Genomic DNA, 16330 nt, shown 5'->3' with positions numbered 1-16330 from the left:
TTCAGCCCAATTTAGTGACAGGCGTAAGGAAGAGAGTCTATAATAATAGGTGAGCTCAAGATAGTCAGGAATTAAGCAAGAAAAATCGCATTTTGATTGAAAAGTCAAAAAGAATTACTTTACTATAGCTTGCATTAATTTAATATATGATATTTTGACTATTAACAAATCTCTATTTATTTATCGGTGTTCCTACCAAAGCATGCTTAAGTACTTGATCAATATTTGATACAGATATAATTTCTAAGCTTTCTTTTATATTTGGCGGTATATCTTTCAAATCTTTGACATTTTCTTCAGGAATCAACACGGTTTTAATACCTCCCCTACTTGCAGCAAGTAACTTCTCTTTCAGACCACCTATAGGTAAAACATTGCCTCTTAAAGTAATTTCACCGGTCATTGCTACAGTACGATGTACGGGTATTTTAGTCATCAACGAAACAATAGTCGTAAACAAAGCACAGCCGGCAGACGGTCCATCTTTTGGAATAGCTCCGGCCGGTACGTGAATGTGAATATCAAAATCTTTATAATTGTCGTACTTTAATCCAAAATTTGTTGCTCTGCTTCTAAAACAACTATAGGCAGCCATTGCCGATTCTTTCATAACATCACCGAGTTTTCCGGTGGTCTTTATTTCACCTTTCCCTGGAAATGCTAAAGCCTCTATAGTTAAAAGCTCTCCGCCTACTTCAGTGTAAGCAAGTCCCGTAGTACTTCCTATTTGATCTTCTTTCTCGGCAAGCCCGAAATTATATTTCTTAGCTCCTAAAAATTCTTCAAGATGATTACTATCTATGGCAATATGCTTAACACTTTTATCTGCTAAAATCTGCTTTAATGCTTTTCTAGTTAATGCCCCTATCTCACGCTCTAAAGCTCTTACACCTGATTCCTTGGTATAATATCTAATTAAATCCAAAATTGCCGTCTCGGATATAGTAATTTCATCTTTTTTGATTTTATGCATTTTAAATTGTTTTGGAACTAAATAATTTCTGGCAATTTGGAGCTTTGTTTCCTCTACATAACCGGAAATATATATTTTTTCCATTCTATCACTTAAAGCTCTAGGTAAATCATGAGAGTTAGCAGTAGCAATAAATATTACATTTGATAGATCATATTCTACTTCTAGATAATGATCAACAAAGTGACTATTCTGCTCAGGGTCTAATACCTCAAGCAAAGCGGATGCCGGATCACCTCTAAAATCAGAACTCATTTTATCGATTTCATCAAGCAGCATTACAGGATTACTAGTCTTAACTTTCTTAAGTTGACCTAAAATTTTACCGGGCATTGATCCAAGGTAAGTTTTTCTATGCCCTCTGATGTCTGCTTCGTCTCTAACACCGCCGAGCGCAAGTTTAGTATATTTTCTGCCCATTCCTTCGGCAATAGATTTTACAAGTGAAGTTTTACCGACCCCTGGCGGACCTATTAAACATAATATAGGTCCTCTAATTTTACTTGAACGCTGTAACACCGCTAAATATTCTATAATTCGTTCTTTAACTTTTTCGAGTCCAAAATGGTCACGATTTAAAATTTTCTCTGCTTGGTTAATATCTATTTTGCTATTATCATACTTACCCCAAGGCAGGCTAAGCAATGTCTCAAGATAGTTACGCGTTACTCCCGACTCCGCTGACATTTGGTTCATAGTACGGAGTTTCTTAAGTTCAGCCTCAGCTTTTTCTTTTGCTTCTTTTGATAATTTTAAACTTTTAATTTTTTTCTCAATATCGGCAAGTTCTGATTTATCTTCATCAAGCTCTTTTTGAATAGCTTTCATTTGTTCATGCAGATAATAATCACGCTGCGTTTTTTCGATTTGCTTTCGTACTCTTTGCTGCAATGCCTGCTCGGTTTCTGAACTTACTATATTGGAAGTAAGCATACTAATAACCGTAGTGATACGCTTAAAAGGACTCGTTTCTTCTAATAAATGCTGCTTTGCCTCAAGTGAAGTTATCAAATGTGAGGCTAATATATTTATAATATCTATGAAATTAGTGCTATTACTTATTTTTTTATTGATAGTTTCAATAATTTCTGCATTAACTTTCTTATCATTAATCGCATCTTTACTAAATAGTTGTATTGCATTGTCAACGAGTGAACGCATGTTATTAACGTCAAATATTTCTTCATCTGGAATAATTTCATAATTTGCTTCAAAAGCTTCCTCGCCTTTGATATTGCTTAGCTTTACTCTTGCTACTGCTTCTATTAAGATTTTTGCCGTATTATTAGGCAGCTTCACTATTTGGATAATCTTGGCAAGTATAGCTGTGTTATAAAGTTCGTGTGTACTAGGGTTTTCTTGATCAAATTTTTTCTGTAAAGTTACTAAAATGTATTTACTATTATCTTCCTCGCAAATGGTAGTATTAGAGAGTGCTTGCAACGATTTTGGCCTACCGACAAAAATAGGCGCAACTACTCCCGGGAATACTACCATATCTCTCAGTGCCATTAACGGAAGGGATTTTTTATGCATCAATTAAAACCTTTTAAAATTTCTAATTATTAACTATATAATATAGTATCAACCTGATTTCAAGCTACCATTATTAATTATACTTATGAATTTATTACTACAACCTCCTCAAAATGTAGCAGCCGCACATAATAGAATAAAACAATATCTACATTTAACTCCGATCGTTCACTCTGAAAACTTAAATGCGATGCTCGGTCATGAGATTTTTTTTAAGGTTGAATCATTACAAAAAACCGGTGCATTTAAAGTTAGAGGCGTGTTAAATCATTTATTAGAATTAAAAGAGCAAGGAAAATTACCTGATAAAATAGTCGGTTATAGTACGGGTAACCATGGAATCGGTCTTGCTTATGCGAGTAAATTATTCGGTATTAAAACAAGGATTTATTTACCGTTAAATACTTCAAAAGTAAAACAGCAAGCAGCTCTTTATTACGGCGGTGAAGTTATATATACATATACTCGACAAGAAGCGGAAGAAAAAGCAAAAAAAGATGAAAAGCAAGGATTTTACTATATGCATCCTTCCGATAGTGATTCTACAATCGCAGGAGCAGGCACGTTATGCTATGAAGCATTACAGCAGCTAGGTTTTAGTCCTGATGCTATTTTTGCCTCTTGCGGCGGCGGCGGTTTAATTTCCGGCGCATATCTTGCCAAGGAATTAATATCACCGACAAGCTTGTTAATAGGTTCAGAACCTTTAAATGCCAATGATGCTTATTTATCTGTTAAAGATAATAAAACATATAGATTTAACTATGCTCCGAATACTATTGCGGACGGTCTTAAAACCTTGAGTATATCAGCTCGTACATTTGAATATCTGAAAAAACTTGATGATTTTTATTTAGCAGAAGAATATGAAATATATTACTGGACGGCGTGGCTTACTCATTTACTTAAAGTAATATGCGAGCCGTCAAGTAGTATAAACATGGTTTCAGTGGTAAATTTTTTAAAAACACAATCCAAACCTCAAAAATTACTAGTACTAATCTCAGGCGGTAATATCGATCCTATTCTTTATAATGAATTATGGAAAGAGGAGTATTTAAGCATCTCACCTAAATCTTTATGTTCTGATGTCATTTCTGCGAAAGCAGCAATCTAGTAACCTTTAATGTCATACTGCAACTTGATCGCAGTATCTTAGGACTCAGCTGGTGATACAAGACCCCGTGGTCACGCCACGGGGTGACAATAAAAAATCTAGATTCCCGCTTTCGCGGGAATGACATAGAAGCAATGTAACAACGCCTCCTCACAATGATGAAGTTATATTAAAATTTAACCCTTTCTTCTTACTGCTTCTTGATTTTTAGTAGAAGGATTAGGAGTGATGTGCGGAGGTTTTATATTAGAACTTCTTAGTTTTATTGAATCTTCAAATATGGTTTTATCAAATGCTATTGGATTGATTTTTCTGAGTTCCGCTAAATTAAAATTATTAATTTGTTGCGGTTGAACTATAATAGGCTCACCCGTAACAGGAATTAAATTTTTAAATTCAGGATTAGTTGCTACTTTATCTTTATTTTCATTTAAAAATTTTGTTAGACCTGCAGCAATGTCAGGGTTTGTTAAAGCATTTGAAAAGATTTCATCATTAATTGTCTTCACTACATATTCATCACTCAGAGTAATATATTTATCTACAACTTTTCCTAATCTTTTTTCCAAATAGTTTCTACCTGTAAATATCTGCTTAAATTTTTCCCCTAAAGAAGTACCTCTATCATTAATATCTTTTAATTCATTGGCTATTTTAGTACTATTCTCAGTTAGATAAGTAGAATCTAACTTATTTAATTCCCTTATTATTTCAGGATTCTTTATGCCTGATGAGTTAGTAAGTATAATAATTTGTTCTAATTGCTTACTAATTTTATTATTTTTTTCTAATCTATTACTAATCTGCTGTACCGTATAAGTGGCTGCATTTTGTAATGCCTTAAATTCCACTTGAGATAATTGATTTACTCTTGGGATAAACTGCTTACTATTTTTATTAAATTTCTGGTTTTTATCTCCTTGCATAATAAATTTTTCATATTTCTCAAGTTTGTCTGGAGTGTTTTTAGGATCTTGTTTTAAGATTTCTATAGCTTGATCTTTTACAGCCTGTGCATATTGCTCTTTAGGTATAGACTTTCCGCTTACGGCTATTAATGCTTCTTTAGTTGCTCTTATAGGATTGGCAAAGATTTCTTCTTCATCTTCTATACCCATCAATGATAATGCATCAAAAGGTCCTCCTTTATTTAGAGGAAGTATAAAACCCTTAAGTGCTGCTTCAGCCCTTGCGACATCAAACTTTAGCTTATCTGCTAAACTAGGTATTAGTTTTATATCTTGTCCTAAATTGATATGCAAGTTATCTACTAATTTTTGTATATCTTTATTTTCTACAACTTCACTAATAATTTTACTGGCAAGTACTTCAAGCGTACTAGTGATATATTCTTCAGATTGTAAATATTGTTGAATAGGATCGGGAGTAACAATATTTTTATTCAAAGTATCTAATCTCCTATCTACGTTTTTTATATCAACTATTTTATCTTTTACTGCAGCCAATATCTCCGTCACTTCATCGTTTTTTTTAATAGCATCATCTATATTAGTTATAATCTCTGCCATATAATACTCATTATTAAGTTATGTGATATAATGAACTAAATTATCACACTTTTTAAAAGTTCGCAACTATATTATCATATAAATCACTACTTACTATGCCCTGACTGTTGCCCACTCTCTCTACTTTTATTAAGGTTTTCAACATGAGATATAGGGATTGATATAGAAGACTTATAGCCTTGGGGTATTGTTTTATTTTGCTTTACAATATTTGGTGCTTGTTTTTCTCTTTGTAGTTCTTCCGACAAATTTTTCGTTTCTATATGTAAACTATTACTTTCTTCAAAGTTAGCAAATGCTTTATCTATATTTTTTTGAGCATAATCCGTACCGGTAAAAACTGCTACTATCCTTTGCCATAGCTTAGGTTTGATTACTCTTTGTAATTCTAATGCTATACTTTCTCCCCCCATCCGTGTGTTCCTTAAATATCCAGGATCTAACTCTGCTAATACTCTTTTAGTACCGTTAACAAGTACAGAATTGCTGCTCTCAAGTAATGGGGCAAAATTCTTGATAATTTCTTTACCTTGCTCTATCATTTTTGCAGACGGTAGTTTACTTATCGCTGGTAATAAAGTTTTAATTATATTAGGCTCATTTACTCCTAACTCATTAATAGACGATAAAGCTTTTGCTTCTTTTTCATAAGTAATTTTTAAAAATTTAGCTATCGTTAATGCTGCTTGTGTTAATGCTGCTACTTGTTGTGGATAATTAATTTGCTCTTGTTTATCAAGTTTAGGGGTAGTATTTTTAGTAAGAAATTTTCTGTAATTACCTAATGTTGTTTCTGAAACATTTTCTTTAAGGTTATCTAATGTTTTATCTATTAATTTCTCTCTATATTGTTCTTTAGATATTTTTTGGTTAGCTAATTCTAACATAGCTTTTTCTAATGGTTTTTTAATATCCATCACTTCATCTTCGCTTTTAAGCCATTACGTTTTTCGTCGTGCATCTGCTCTACTTGAGACTCACTTAAATCTATGGCAAACCAATTTAAAATTTATGAATGAAAATTAATTAAAACTTATAAAAAGAATTGTATTTTTTCATAGAAGAGGTCCTGATCGTAATTTCATCAGGGATTTCAGTTATGAACCTTGAAGGGTAAGAACGGACTATTTCATAAAATATTTTTCTGCTTTCAGCATGAGTAATGTAGAGGTCTTTTTTGGCTCTCGTAATACCGACATAAGCAATGCGGCGTTCTTCTTCTAAGCCTTTTTCGCCATCTTCGTCTAGAGATCTTTGAGACGGAAATACCCCCTCTTCCCAGCCCGGTAAAAATACCACGTCAAACTCAAGCCCTTTAGCTGCATGCAGGGTCATTATAGTAACAGAACCACCGTAATTGGTTTCAAGCACTTCATTTTCCATAACTAAACTTGAATGTTCGATAAAATCATGAACATCGTTAAATTCAGCAATAGCTCTAAGCATTTCGTTAATATTTTCGATTCTACCGAATACTTCTTCGGTTTTTTCTTCTTGAAGCATTTCAAGATAACCGGAATCATCAAGTATTGCTTTAACTACGTTTATTGGAGCATCTATACTAAATCTTTCGTACCAATTATCGATTTTGGTAACCAAATCTTTTAGAGTTTCATATGATTTTGCTTTAATCTCACCTATTTCTAGCATTTCTTTAATGGCTGCGAAATTAGAAATATTTCGCTCAAGTGCATAGCCTCTAATTTTATTTAAGCTAGCTGCACCTATTGCCCTTTTTGGCACATTTATAATACGCTCAAGTGCTAGATTGTCATTTTGATTCAAAGATATACGGATATAAGCAAGTACGTCTCTTATTTCCATACGTTCATAGAACCGCAAACCGCCTATAATTTTATAAGGCATAGCACTATTTATAAACGCTTCCTCAAAACTTCTTGTTTGAAATCCGGCTCGTACTAATATTGCAATATTGCCGGCATTATACCGGTTTTCTCGCACTAAATTATCTATTTCACTGGCTATATATCTTGCTTCTTCTTTATCACTCCAACAAGAGATAATTTTTATCTTTTCACCGTTTTCCCTATCCGTCCATAACCTTTTACCGTGACGGTTTTTATTATTATTGATAACATTGGAAGCAGCAGCAAGTATTGGCAAAGTTGATCTATAATTCTGCTCTAATTTAATAATTGTTGCACTTGCAAAATCTTTTTCAAAACGTAATATATTCCCGACTTCTGCTCCTCGCCAACCATAAATAGATTGATCATCATCCCCTACACAGCAAATATTTTTATATAAACTTGCGAGCATTCTTGCCCATAAATACTGGACAACGTTAGTATCTTGATATTCATCAATTAAAATATATCGATATTTTTCTTGGTAATATCTTAGTATTTCAGAATTTTTAATAAAAAGCTCATTATTATAAAGTAGCAAATCTCCAAAATCTAAAACATTAGAAATAAGTAAATTTTTCTGATATTCTTCGTATACAAGTTTTGCAACCCTCTGCAGCGGTAAATTAGTATCTGATACTGATAGTTTAGTTGGTAATAATCCTTGATCTTTCCATCTAGAAATTATGATATGTATTAATTTAGGAGCATATTTTTTAGTATCAATATCTTTTAGCTTGACTATATCTTTCACTAGTTTTAATTGATCATCATGACTAATAATAGTAAATCTATTATTTAAACCAAGATTTAAATGCTCAATCTGGTCACGTAATATCCTAGCTGCCATTGAGTGGAAAGTGCCTATATTAAGACCATAGCAATTAATTAGACTATTAACTCTTTCAGCCATTTCTTTAGCAGCTTTATTAGTAAAAGTAACGGCTAGAATATTTTGAGGTGAGGCTAAATTTTGGTGAATAATATTAGCTATTCTTGAGGTAAGTACCTTTGTTTTACCTGTCCCTGCACCTGCAAGCAATAAAAGCGGTCCTTCAGTGTGAAGAACTGCTTTTTGCTGCTCTGGATTTAATGTATGTATGAAATCTTGATTTTGCATTTATTTTAAGGATGTTGTGCTATGACTTCTACTATGTCATTCCCGCTTTTGCGGGAATGACATTAAAGCATTAAAATATCACCTTATTCTTCTTAGATTTTTAATAATATACGAAATAGTAATTATCGGACTACAAATAATTATTTTAAATAACCTAAAATAAGAGCTTAAATTTCTATCTTCAATAAACCAATTATATAAATCATTTATAGGTTTAATCTCAGCAGGAATAATATATTGCTCTTTAAATAATGCTTTTAAAACTCTTTTTGCCTGTTTTGCTTCTACTTTACGCTCTATTGTTAAGCTTTGATTATGTACTCGGTAGAAATATAAAGATTCCGGTATATGAGCAAATTTCGTAACAAGCCCAAACCTTAGCCAATATTCATAATCATCCACTAACTGCATATTTTCATTATATCCACCTACTTGCCTTGCTAAATCGGCTCTATATAAGAAACATGCACCGACGCAATCTCTAATCGGTAAAAACTCAGGAGGTTCTTGATAAAGTCTTATTCCTACTTTACCGTGGTCATCGATCAAAGTATAATCAGTATATACAAGCCCTATCTCAGGTGAATTATCAAGTATCTTAACCATTTTTTCTAAAGCATTTTCATGGAAAAGATTATCATCTGAAGTCCAAGTAAAATACTCCCCCTTGGCCTCTTTAAAAGCAATATTAAGACTTGCCGGTAATCTTTTATTGGTCTCATTTACTATTACCTTAATACGTGAATCCTGCTCTGCATATGTCCTAGCTACTATAACGCTATTATCTTTTGAGCAATCATCAATAATAATAAGCTCAAAGTCTTTAAAGCTTTGATTAAGGCAACTCTCAATAGCAACAGGTAATAGCTTCTTTCTATTATAAACCGGTAAAACTATTGAGATTTTTGGAAGATTACTATGCATGTCCTCCTAACATATCAAGAGTATTTAAACTATTAATTATATTTTCTATTAGTTCTGATTCTTCAGCTTTACATCCATCTTCAAGGATTAATAATATATTGCTTAAAGCATTATTAAGCATTTTGGGTATTTATAGTATTTTGCTCTTCAAACCTTTTTTAATTAGTTGCATCAAACGACCAACATATTTAATTGTTAACGATTCTTTATATTGAGCTAATAGCTCAGCAAGACAATCAGATACTGCCCATAACAAAAGATCAGCTCCTTCATTATCTATTAAATCAAATACTTCATAAATTTTTTCAATTTGTACTTCAATATTATCTACAAGCACTAGCATAATTTTTACTATTTAGATTATGTCATTCCCGCGAAAGCGGGAATCCAGACAAAATAATCTTAATACTGCTACAAAGAATTATATTCTTTACTAGATTCCTGCTTTCGCAGGAATGACATAAAAGGAACCATGCGGGCATGCTTAATTCTGTAAATTTATATATTTCGTATTTAGATATTCAAACATTCCTTCAAATGAGCCTTCAACTCCAAAACCTGAAGCTTTACGTCCTGCAAAAGGTGCTTTTGCATTTGCAGGTAACGGGTCGTTAATCGATACCATACCAAAATCAAGCTTAGACGCTATCATTTGTGCCACGGATATATTATTTGAATATACATATCCTTGCAAGCCGTATTCGGTATTATTTGCATGTTCTATTACTTCATCCAAATCTTTAAATTTATAACAAGCAACTACCGGACCGAATATTTCTATTCTAAAGATATCCATATTATCCAAACAGTCAATAATAATAGTAGGCTCAATAAAATGATCAACAGTTTTACCGCCGCAAACTAATTTAGCTCCTTTACTTTGTGCATCAGCGAGTAACTTTTGTATTTTTTCTATGGCAGCAGAATTAATTAACGGACCTATATCCGATTCCTTATCAAATCCGTCACCGACTTTAAGCTTAGTAAATTTAGCCTTTAGAATTTCTATAAATTTTTCATATATAGATTCTTCTATAAATATTCTGTTAGGTGAAGTACAAGACTGTCCACTATTCCTAGTGTTAGCGATTACTAAATCACTTACTACTTTCTCTAAATTATTATCTGCCGTTATAATGAAAGGAGCATTGCCGCCAAGTTCCAAAGATAAACGTTTTAGAGTATTTGCGGTATTTTGATATAGAATTTACCGACATTTGTAGCGCCGGTAAATGATAATTTCTGCAGCCTAAAATCTTCACAAAAAGCCTTACCTATAATATCTGAACTACCTGTAATTACATTAAATACTCCGGTAGGCAAACCGGGCATCGCTTGCAAATTTCGCAAGTACTAAAGCTGATAGAGGCGTAAGACTTGACGGTTTTAATATAACGCTGCAACCTGCAGCTATTGCAGGTACTACCTTGCGAGTAATCATTGCATTGGGAAAATTCCAAGGAGTTATAGCAGCAGACAGTCCTACAGGCTCATATTGCATAACAATTTTATGAGTGTTACTATTACCGGGTTTGATAGTCGAATGAATATTATGTATAGCATATGTATACCAATCAATAAAAGAGGCTCCATATAAAATTTCTTTTTTTGATTCAGCAAGTACTTTACCCCGCTCTAGGGTTAATATATGACTTAACTCCTCAATATTTTCGATTACTAAATTATACCATCTTCTAAGAATTGCTATTCTCGCTCCAAATGAACTTTGTGACCATAAAGAAAAACTAGTCACCGTATTATTAATCGTTGAATTAATCTCAGATAATCCTAAATTCGGAACTGTAGCAATTTCTTTTAAGGTCGCAGGATTAATAACGGATATTTGCTTCCCGAACTCTATAAATTCACCGTTTATATAATTCTTTCCCGTAATGTTTTTAAGTAAGTTCATATATTTTTACCTGCGTGGATACTAAAATCGTCATTGCGAGCGAATATTGGCGTTGTTGCATGACTCGAGAAAAGTATTATGAACTTATCTTAAAATTATATGGCAATACTAGCAAGAAAAATATTTATAATGAATTATTTATACCAAAATCTTCACCACCCATTTGACTTTCTAATACATCATAAGAAATATTTGCCAAATTAGCATGTTTTATAATATTAATGATATCTTCAGGAGCTATTGCGTTTAATATAAGATTTAATATTTCTTGAGGAAATTTATATCCAATGTCAGATAATATAGCAGAGTTTTCTATTATAATAAAGTCATACACCTATCTTGTTTAAGTCTTCTAGAATGTTTTCTCACAATAAATTTGATACTTTATCTACCTTTATAGCCTCAGCTATTTTAACCCATAACTCAGAGGGACTTATTTCTTCTTTGCCAAAAGCTATTAAATGCTTGAATGGCTCTAAATAATTACCTTTAACTCCTTTAATATTTCCCCATGCATACTCAATAACCTCAGATGAAATATCAGAGTAATATTTTTTCTTAGGATTTATTAATTGTGACTCTAAAGAGATCACAGCTGAGAGAAATACTTTTTCTAAGTTATTAAATAACCGCCTTTATTAAGATTTATACTTGCTAACAGCCAACCATTTGAGTCATCTCCATTAAAAATCCAATTCTGATGTAACCTATTGAGTCCAAAGTCAAATTTTTAAATATATTAGTAGTCGTACGCTTATCGGTAGCTAACCTAATATCAGGAGCCTTTATCACTTGATCATATCTAACTCCGGTTATTTCTAGCTCTGTAAATTTTTCACTTTGGCTATTTGCATAAAAATGATTTAAGTAAAATTTTATTGCAGATATATTAAAAATTTTTTTGAAAATGCGGCTTCTGCTAGCTCTATTTCTAAATTAGCATTTTTCAATACTTCTAAAGTTTGTATGTTAAAACTACCTCATCCAACTAAAAATTTCATAAGTAATGGGTATGTATCAATAGTTTGTTTTTGTGGTGGTATATTTGTTCCAAGTCATTATATATTTGTACCTAATTAAATTAATACACAATGACTATAATAAGTGTCTTACTAAATGCAACAATTTTTTATTAACTTATATGTTAATTTACAGCTAAAAAATCTAAATTATTTATTTAGAAATTTTTCAGCCTCAAGAGCCGCCATACAGCCTGTTCCTGCAGCAGTTACTGCTTGTCTATAAATTTTATCCTGAACGTCACCAGCAGCAAAAACACCTTCTACACTAGTTCTAGTAGTACCTGACTTCGTGATGATATAATTATCGTCATCCATTACAATTTGTCCGGTAAATAGCCCCGTATTCGGTGCATGCCCAATAGCTATAAATACACCACTACAATTCAATAAACTAATCTCTTTGGTGTGAACATTTTGAATTTTAACTCCAGTAACGGATTTTGGTTTATTGCTACCTACAATCTCATCTACTACATGATCCCAAATTACTGATATTTTAGAATTTTTAAATAATCGATCCTGTAATATTTTCTCAGCTCTAAAACTATCTCTTCTATGCACTATAGTGACTTTGTTAGCATGATTGGTTAAGTATAAAGCTTCTTCTACTGCACTATTTCCTCCCCCTACTACAACTATTTCTTGATTCTTAAAAAAGAAACCATCGCAAGTAGCACATGCCGAAACACCAAAACCACGAAATTTCTGCTCTGAAGCTATACCAAGCCATTTTGCTTCCGCACCGGTACAAATGATTATGCTCTCCGCATCATATTCATTTCCTGCTCCTGCAAATACTTTAAAAGGTCTTTTTGATAAATCCACCTTTTCTACGTAATCACTAACAATTTCCGTACCGACATTTTTAGCCTGCATATACATCTGCTCCATAAGCCAAGGTCCTTGCACCGTTTCCGCAAATCCTGGATAGTTCTCAACATCGGTGGTAATTGTAAGCTGCCCGCCTGGCTGCATACCATTTATTAATATTGGTTTTAAAGCAGCTCTAGCTGTATAAATAGCGGCACTTAAGCCCGCAGGTCCTGAACCTATTATTAGTACTTTAGTAGTAATTTTCATAATTATTATTTATTAATTTAAATGATGCCTATGTCATTCATGCGAAAGCAGGAATCCAGAAAAACATATAAAAAACTGTTTTTTATATGTTTATTGTATTAAATATGTAATTTTTGTACTAAGATTAAGGTTATCTTTCTGGATTCCCGCGGAAGCGGGAATGACATCCTGAACGTTCGTACAATACAAGGTCATACAATCTAAGACTTCTTTTCTAACCAAGATTTGACATAGTTAATTTCTTCAGGGTTCATTAGAGAAGGAGCATGACCGGCATATTTTATTTCATAAAGATCAAAAATTTTTGTTTCTTTCATCTTTTTAATAGTAGATTTTGTTAAAATTTGAGATTTCATCCCATGAATTACTAATATTCTACATTTTATTTTGTTCCATACAGACCATAGTTTAATATCTTTCTGGTTACTAGCATTTTTCATTCCTTTTGTTATAGCAGGATCATAATTCATTTTATATTTTCCGCCGAATGTAGAAATTACACTATATTTTGTTAAATAATCCCAATCTTCTTCATCTTTAATACTGCTTTGTGCATAAATAAGTTTTAAATGTTTTTTTGCACTAGCCAAATCATCTAAAAGTATCGTTTTTTTAGCATAACCTCCAATTTTAATTAAAGGAGCAGCATCAATAAACGCCCCTATATCATTTAATATTAAGGCTTTAAAAATATTTTTATATTTACTGGCAAGTATCATACCTATAATACCGCCCATTGAAGTACCAAGCCAAATAGGATTTTTGATATTTAGCCTTTTAAAAAAAAATAACGTATCTTTAATATAAGTCGTATAGTTATAATGATTAGCTTTTTTAAAATTTTCGCTATCACTGCGACCGGGATAATTTATTGCAATTACTCTATAATTTTTACTCAACTCTTTAGCTATTTTATCAAAATCATGAGCATTTCTAGTGAAACCGTGAGCACATACTATTATATTTTTATTTTTAGGATCACCGAATTCCAAATAAGAAATTTTATGTTTCGGTATATATTGAAGAGGTAATAAATTAATATAGGGACCAATTTTTATTGAATTAATTTTCATATGCACCTATTAATACCAATTTAGAATAAATTGTAAAAAAATCATTGTCATCAATTGTCATCATGTTATTAATTTAAGTCACTTAAAAATATACTGACCATGGTCGGCATATATATAACTACAAAAAGCAAAGATAAAAACACAGTAGCTGCAACTTTTTCAGGGTAAAATTTCTGTAAATTCGCTATAACTATAGTATTTGCTGCGAGTGGTGCCGTAGAAAGTAGTTTTAGGGCATTATAGTAATCATTGTTATACCATTTTGTTACAAAATGATCAAACATGATAAATAACCCTACTCCCAAAGGATAGAATAGAAATTTAGCAGCAAAAGTAGCAAGAGTAAATTTGATATCGACTTCAAATTTTTGTAGAGACGCAAGAGCAAGACCCACCATCACCATACCGAGTATCGAAAAAGAGCCTTTCATATTATATATAAAATCATCTAAAAAATCCGGTAAAGTAAAACCGCAAAAACTAAATAAACATCCCAAGAAAAAAGCGTTTAAAATCGGTAATTTTACTACTTTTAATATACTATCGGTGGTATTAGCAAAGCTCCTCATACAAATATAAAAGCCGACGGAACATTCATAAATATTCACTCCTATAACAGCCATCATGTAAATACTTAATGTATAATCATCAAAAAGTGCTGCAGCTATAGGCAACATAAAATACCCGCCATTGGCCGTACCTGCAGACAAAGCTATAATATTACGTGTATGATCCTGCCAAAATTTACCAAAAAAATAATAAGAAAAGAGCGATAAGAGTGTTGCAATTACAAATGTTACAACCGTAAGGCTTAATGCCGCAAGTGTTAAGGTTGTACTAGCAGGTATCGTAAAAAATACTATAGGCGATATAAAATAAAATAGTAACGAAGAGATACTATCTCTTTCAACATTTGAATATTTACCTGCTAAAAATCCTATTACTACACTTAATAATACCGAAACGATTTTAAAAAAAACTATACTAAAAATTACCATGTAATGAGCTAAAGATATAATTACTTATAATATATGAGGTTTTATTTTTTTTCACTAAATTTTGTAAAGATTTTTACTTCATCAGACCACAATAAATTTCTAATTGAAACTTTAAAAACTTTATGTGATTTAAGGTATCTAATTTAATATGAAATTTTCATATTTATTGGTATTGCTCGCGTGGAGTCATATGTCATTCCTGCTTTCGCAGGAATGACATAAGGAATAACACACGAAGCTACTTCGAAAATTATAGGCATATGTAAATTATATTTTTTTATCAAATCCAAAACTAATTTTAATGCTTCTCTTCCCTCTACTAGCTCTTTATATTCCTATAAAAATTTCTTTTTATCGCTACTAATTCCAAGTTCATAACCAAATTTTGTATTACGTGAACCTAACGAATAACAAGTAAGCACTAAATCGCCTACTACGCCCTCTAGTAAAATATCAGAATTTTTTTGCATACCACCTAACGCTTGCGACAAAATAGCAATTTCTTTTAAGGCAGCTACTACAAGCGTTGCTCTTGCATTTTCGCCCTGCTTTCTTGCTAAATCAATCCCGCTTTAATAGCAAAAATATTTTTTAAAGCTCCTGCTACCTGTAATGTTACAATATCGCTTGACACATTAGTAGTAAAAATTTTTGAACTTAGGTTATAAGCTATTTTATTTGCTATATCTATATCCAAACTTGCAATACGTGCCGAAGCAGGTAAATTTTAGCAAGTTCTTTTGCTAGATTCAGACCTACAAAAAACGCTGTAGGGTTTATACGGTAATAGAGTTTTTAACCTATCTGAAAATAATGCGGTAGGATTACGGGCAAAGCCTTTTGTTGCAATTAGAAAAGTATTGTCTTTAGAAATGCTGTGAGTTTTTAATAATTTTATTGCGTAAGACGGCAATGCAATAATAATTAGTTCAAAATCCTTAATTATATCTAAGTTTGTAGTAGCCTGTAAATGAGCAGGTAATTTAATATCCCCTAAATATTTTACATTAGTTTTGTTATGTAAAATTTCCTTTGCTATTGTCTCATCACGTAAAAATAAAGTAACGTTATTACAGTTTTGTGCTGCTAAAGAAGCAAGGCTAGTACCGAAACTCCCTCCCCCATACACCGCAATATTTTTAAATTTGTTCATGTGCTTATTTTTTCTTTGTCACTTA

At 32.1% G+C, this 16330-nt stretch carries 13 protein-coding genes and 3 pseudogenes; 1 reads left to right on the top strand and 15 read right to left on the bottom strand.

Annotated elements, in window-relative coordinates; genetic code table 11:
• Window positions 1–172: 172 nt before the first annotated feature.
• Complete coding sequence (gene lon / locus ABVF33_RS03795) at window positions 173–2509, bottom strand: endopeptidase La (protein WP_499706320.1); 2337 nt, start codon at window positions 2507–2509, stop codon at window positions 173–175.
• 85 nt (window positions 2510–2594) lie between these two features.
• Between lon and ABVF33_RS03790 the strand changes: the two genes are divergently transcribed.
• Window positions 2595–3626 (top strand): serine/threonine dehydratase, encoded by a 1032-nt coding sequence (locus tag ABVF33_RS03790; protein ID WP_499706319.1) that lies wholly within the window; start codon window positions 2595–2597, stop codon window positions 3624–3626.
• Between the two features lie 176 nt (window positions 3627–3802).
• Here ABVF33_RS03790 and ABVF33_RS03785 read toward each other — a convergent pair whose 3' ends face one another.
• From ABVF33_RS03785 to ABVF33_RS03720, 14 genes and pseudogenes are all read right to left on the bottom strand, one after another.
• Window positions 3803–5155, bottom strand: coding sequence for a hypothetical protein (locus ABVF33_RS03785; RefSeq protein ID WP_499706318.1), 1353 nt, complete (start codon window positions 5153–5155; stop codon window positions 3803–3805).
• Between the two features lie 86 nt (window positions 5156–5241).
• Entirely contained in the window at window positions 5242–6072 is an 831-nt protein-coding gene (locus tag ABVF33_RS03780) for a hypothetical protein (RefSeq protein ID WP_499706317.1), read from the bottom strand.
• Between the two features lie 109 nt (window positions 6073–6181).
• Window positions 6182–8143, bottom strand: a complete 1962-nt coding sequence (pcrA, locus tag ABVF33_RS03775; protein ID WP_499706316.1) for a DNA helicase PcrA — start codon at window positions 8141–8143, stop codon at window positions 6182–6184.
• A 78-nt stretch (window positions 8144–8221) separates the two neighbouring features.
• A complete protein-coding gene (locus ABVF33_RS03770; protein ID WP_499706315.1) occupies window positions 8222–9067 on the bottom strand; it encodes a glycosyltransferase in 846 nt (281 codons plus the stop codon).
• A complete protein-coding gene (locus ABVF33_RS03765; protein ID WP_255374147.1) occupies window positions 9060–9188 on the bottom strand; it encodes a hypothetical protein in 129 nt (42 codons plus the stop codon). The genes ABVF33_RS03770 and ABVF33_RS03765 overlap by 8 nt, the downstream gene beginning before the upstream one ends.
• A gap of 9 nt (window positions 9189–9197) precedes the next feature.
• Window positions 9198–9410 carry a hypothetical protein gene (locus ABVF33_RS03760; RefSeq protein WP_499706314.1) on the bottom strand — a complete coding sequence of 71 codons (213 nt, stop codon included), beginning with the start codon at window positions 9408–9410 and terminating at the stop codon, window positions 9198–9200.
• Window positions 9411–9551: 141 nt separating this feature from the next.
• Window positions 9552–10979: pseudogene (locus ABVF33_RS03755) on the bottom strand (NAD-dependent succinate-semialdehyde dehydrogenase).
• Window positions 10980–11103: 124 nt separating this feature from the next.
• Window positions 11104–11313, bottom strand: a complete 210-nt coding sequence (locus tag ABVF33_RS03750; RefSeq protein WP_004995723.1) for a hypothetical protein — start codon at window positions 11311–11313, stop codon at window positions 11104–11106.
• A gap of 31 nt (window positions 11314–11344) precedes the next feature.
• The gene (locus ABVF33_RS03745) at window positions 11345–11572 is read right to left on the bottom strand and encodes a hypothetical protein (RefSeq protein ID WP_499706313.1); all 228 of its coding nucleotides are present in this window, start codon (window positions 11570–11572) and stop codon (window positions 11345–11347) included.
• A gap of 61 nt (window positions 11573–11633) precedes the next feature.
• Window positions 11634–11929 (bottom strand): annotated as a pseudogene (locus tag ABVF33_RS03740) (hypothetical protein).
• A gap of 219 nt (window positions 11930–12148) precedes the next feature.
• The gene (gene trxB, locus ABVF33_RS03735) at window positions 12149–13081 is read right to left on the bottom strand and encodes a thioredoxin-disulfide reductase (RefSeq protein WP_499706312.1); all 933 of its coding nucleotides are present in this window, start codon (window positions 13079–13081) and stop codon (window positions 12149–12151) included.
• A 200-nt stretch (window positions 13082–13281) separates the two neighbouring features.
• Window positions 13282–14154 carry an alpha/beta fold hydrolase gene (locus ABVF33_RS03730; RefSeq protein WP_499706311.1) on the bottom strand — a complete coding sequence of 291 codons (873 nt, stop codon included), beginning with the start codon at window positions 14152–14154 and terminating at the stop codon, window positions 13282–13284.
• A gap of 68 nt (window positions 14155–14222) precedes the next feature.
• The gene (locus ABVF33_RS03725) at window positions 14223–15152 is read right to left on the bottom strand and encodes an AEC family transporter (protein WP_499706310.1); all 930 of its coding nucleotides are present in this window, start codon (window positions 15150–15152) and stop codon (window positions 14223–14225) included.
• 143 nt (window positions 15153–15295) lie between these two features.
• Window positions 15296–16305 (bottom strand): annotated as a pseudogene (locus tag ABVF33_RS03720) (NAD(P)H-dependent glycerol-3-phosphate dehydrogenase).
• Window positions 16306–16330 lie beyond the last annotated feature (25 nt).

The organism is Candidatus Rickettsia barbarica (assembly GCF_041477405.1).
Taxonomy (GTDB): domain Bacteria; phylum Pseudomonadota; class Alphaproteobacteria; order Rickettsiales; family Rickettsiaceae; genus Rickettsia; species Rickettsia rickettsii.
This window is presented reverse-complemented; position numbering and strand designations above follow the sequence as displayed.

Excerpts from the sequence above, each read along its gene's own strand:
- ABVF33_RS03780 (WP_499706317.1), bottom strand. The coding sequence starts at position 6,072 with ATGGATATTAAAAAACCATTAGAAAAAGCTATGTTAGAATTAGCTAAC.
- ABVF33_RS03770 (WP_499706315.1), bottom strand. The coding sequence starts at position 9,067 with ATGCATAGTAATCTTCCAAAAATCTCAATAGTTTTACCGGTTTATAAT.
- ABVF33_RS03730 (WP_499706311.1), bottom strand. The coding sequence starts at position 14,154 with ATGAAAATTAATTCAATAAAAATTGGTCCCTATATTAATTTATTACCT.
- ABVF33_RS03790 (WP_499706319.1), top strand. The coding sequence starts at position 2,595 with ATGAATTTATTACTACAACCTCCTCAAAATGTAGCAGCCGCACATAAT.
- ABVF33_RS03760 (WP_499706314.1), bottom strand. The coding sequence starts at position 9,410 with ATGCTAGTGCTTGTAGATAATATTGAAGTACAAATTGAAAAAATTTAT.
- ABVF33_RS03765 (WP_255374147.1), bottom strand. The coding sequence starts at position 9,188 with ATGCTTAATAATGCTTTAAGCAATATATTATTAATCCTTGAAGATGGA.
- ABVF33_RS03725 (WP_499706310.1), bottom strand. The coding sequence starts at position 15,152 with ATGGTAATTTTTAGTATAGTTTTTTTTAAAATCGTTTCGGTATTATTA.
- pcrA (WP_499706316.1), bottom strand. The coding sequence starts at position 8,143 with ATGCAAAATCAAGATTTCATACATACATTAAATCCAGAGCAGCAAAAA.
- trxB (WP_499706312.1), bottom strand. The coding sequence starts at position 13,081 with ATGAAAATTACTACTAAAGTACTAATAATAGGTTCAGGACCTGCGGGC.
- lon (WP_499706320.1), bottom strand. The coding sequence starts at position 2,509 with ATGCATAAAAAATCCCTTCCGTTAATGGCACTGAGAGATATGGTAGTA.
- ABVF33_RS03785 (WP_499706318.1), bottom strand. The coding sequence starts at position 5,155 with ATGGCAGAGATTATAACTAATATAGATGATGCTATTAAAAAAAACGAT.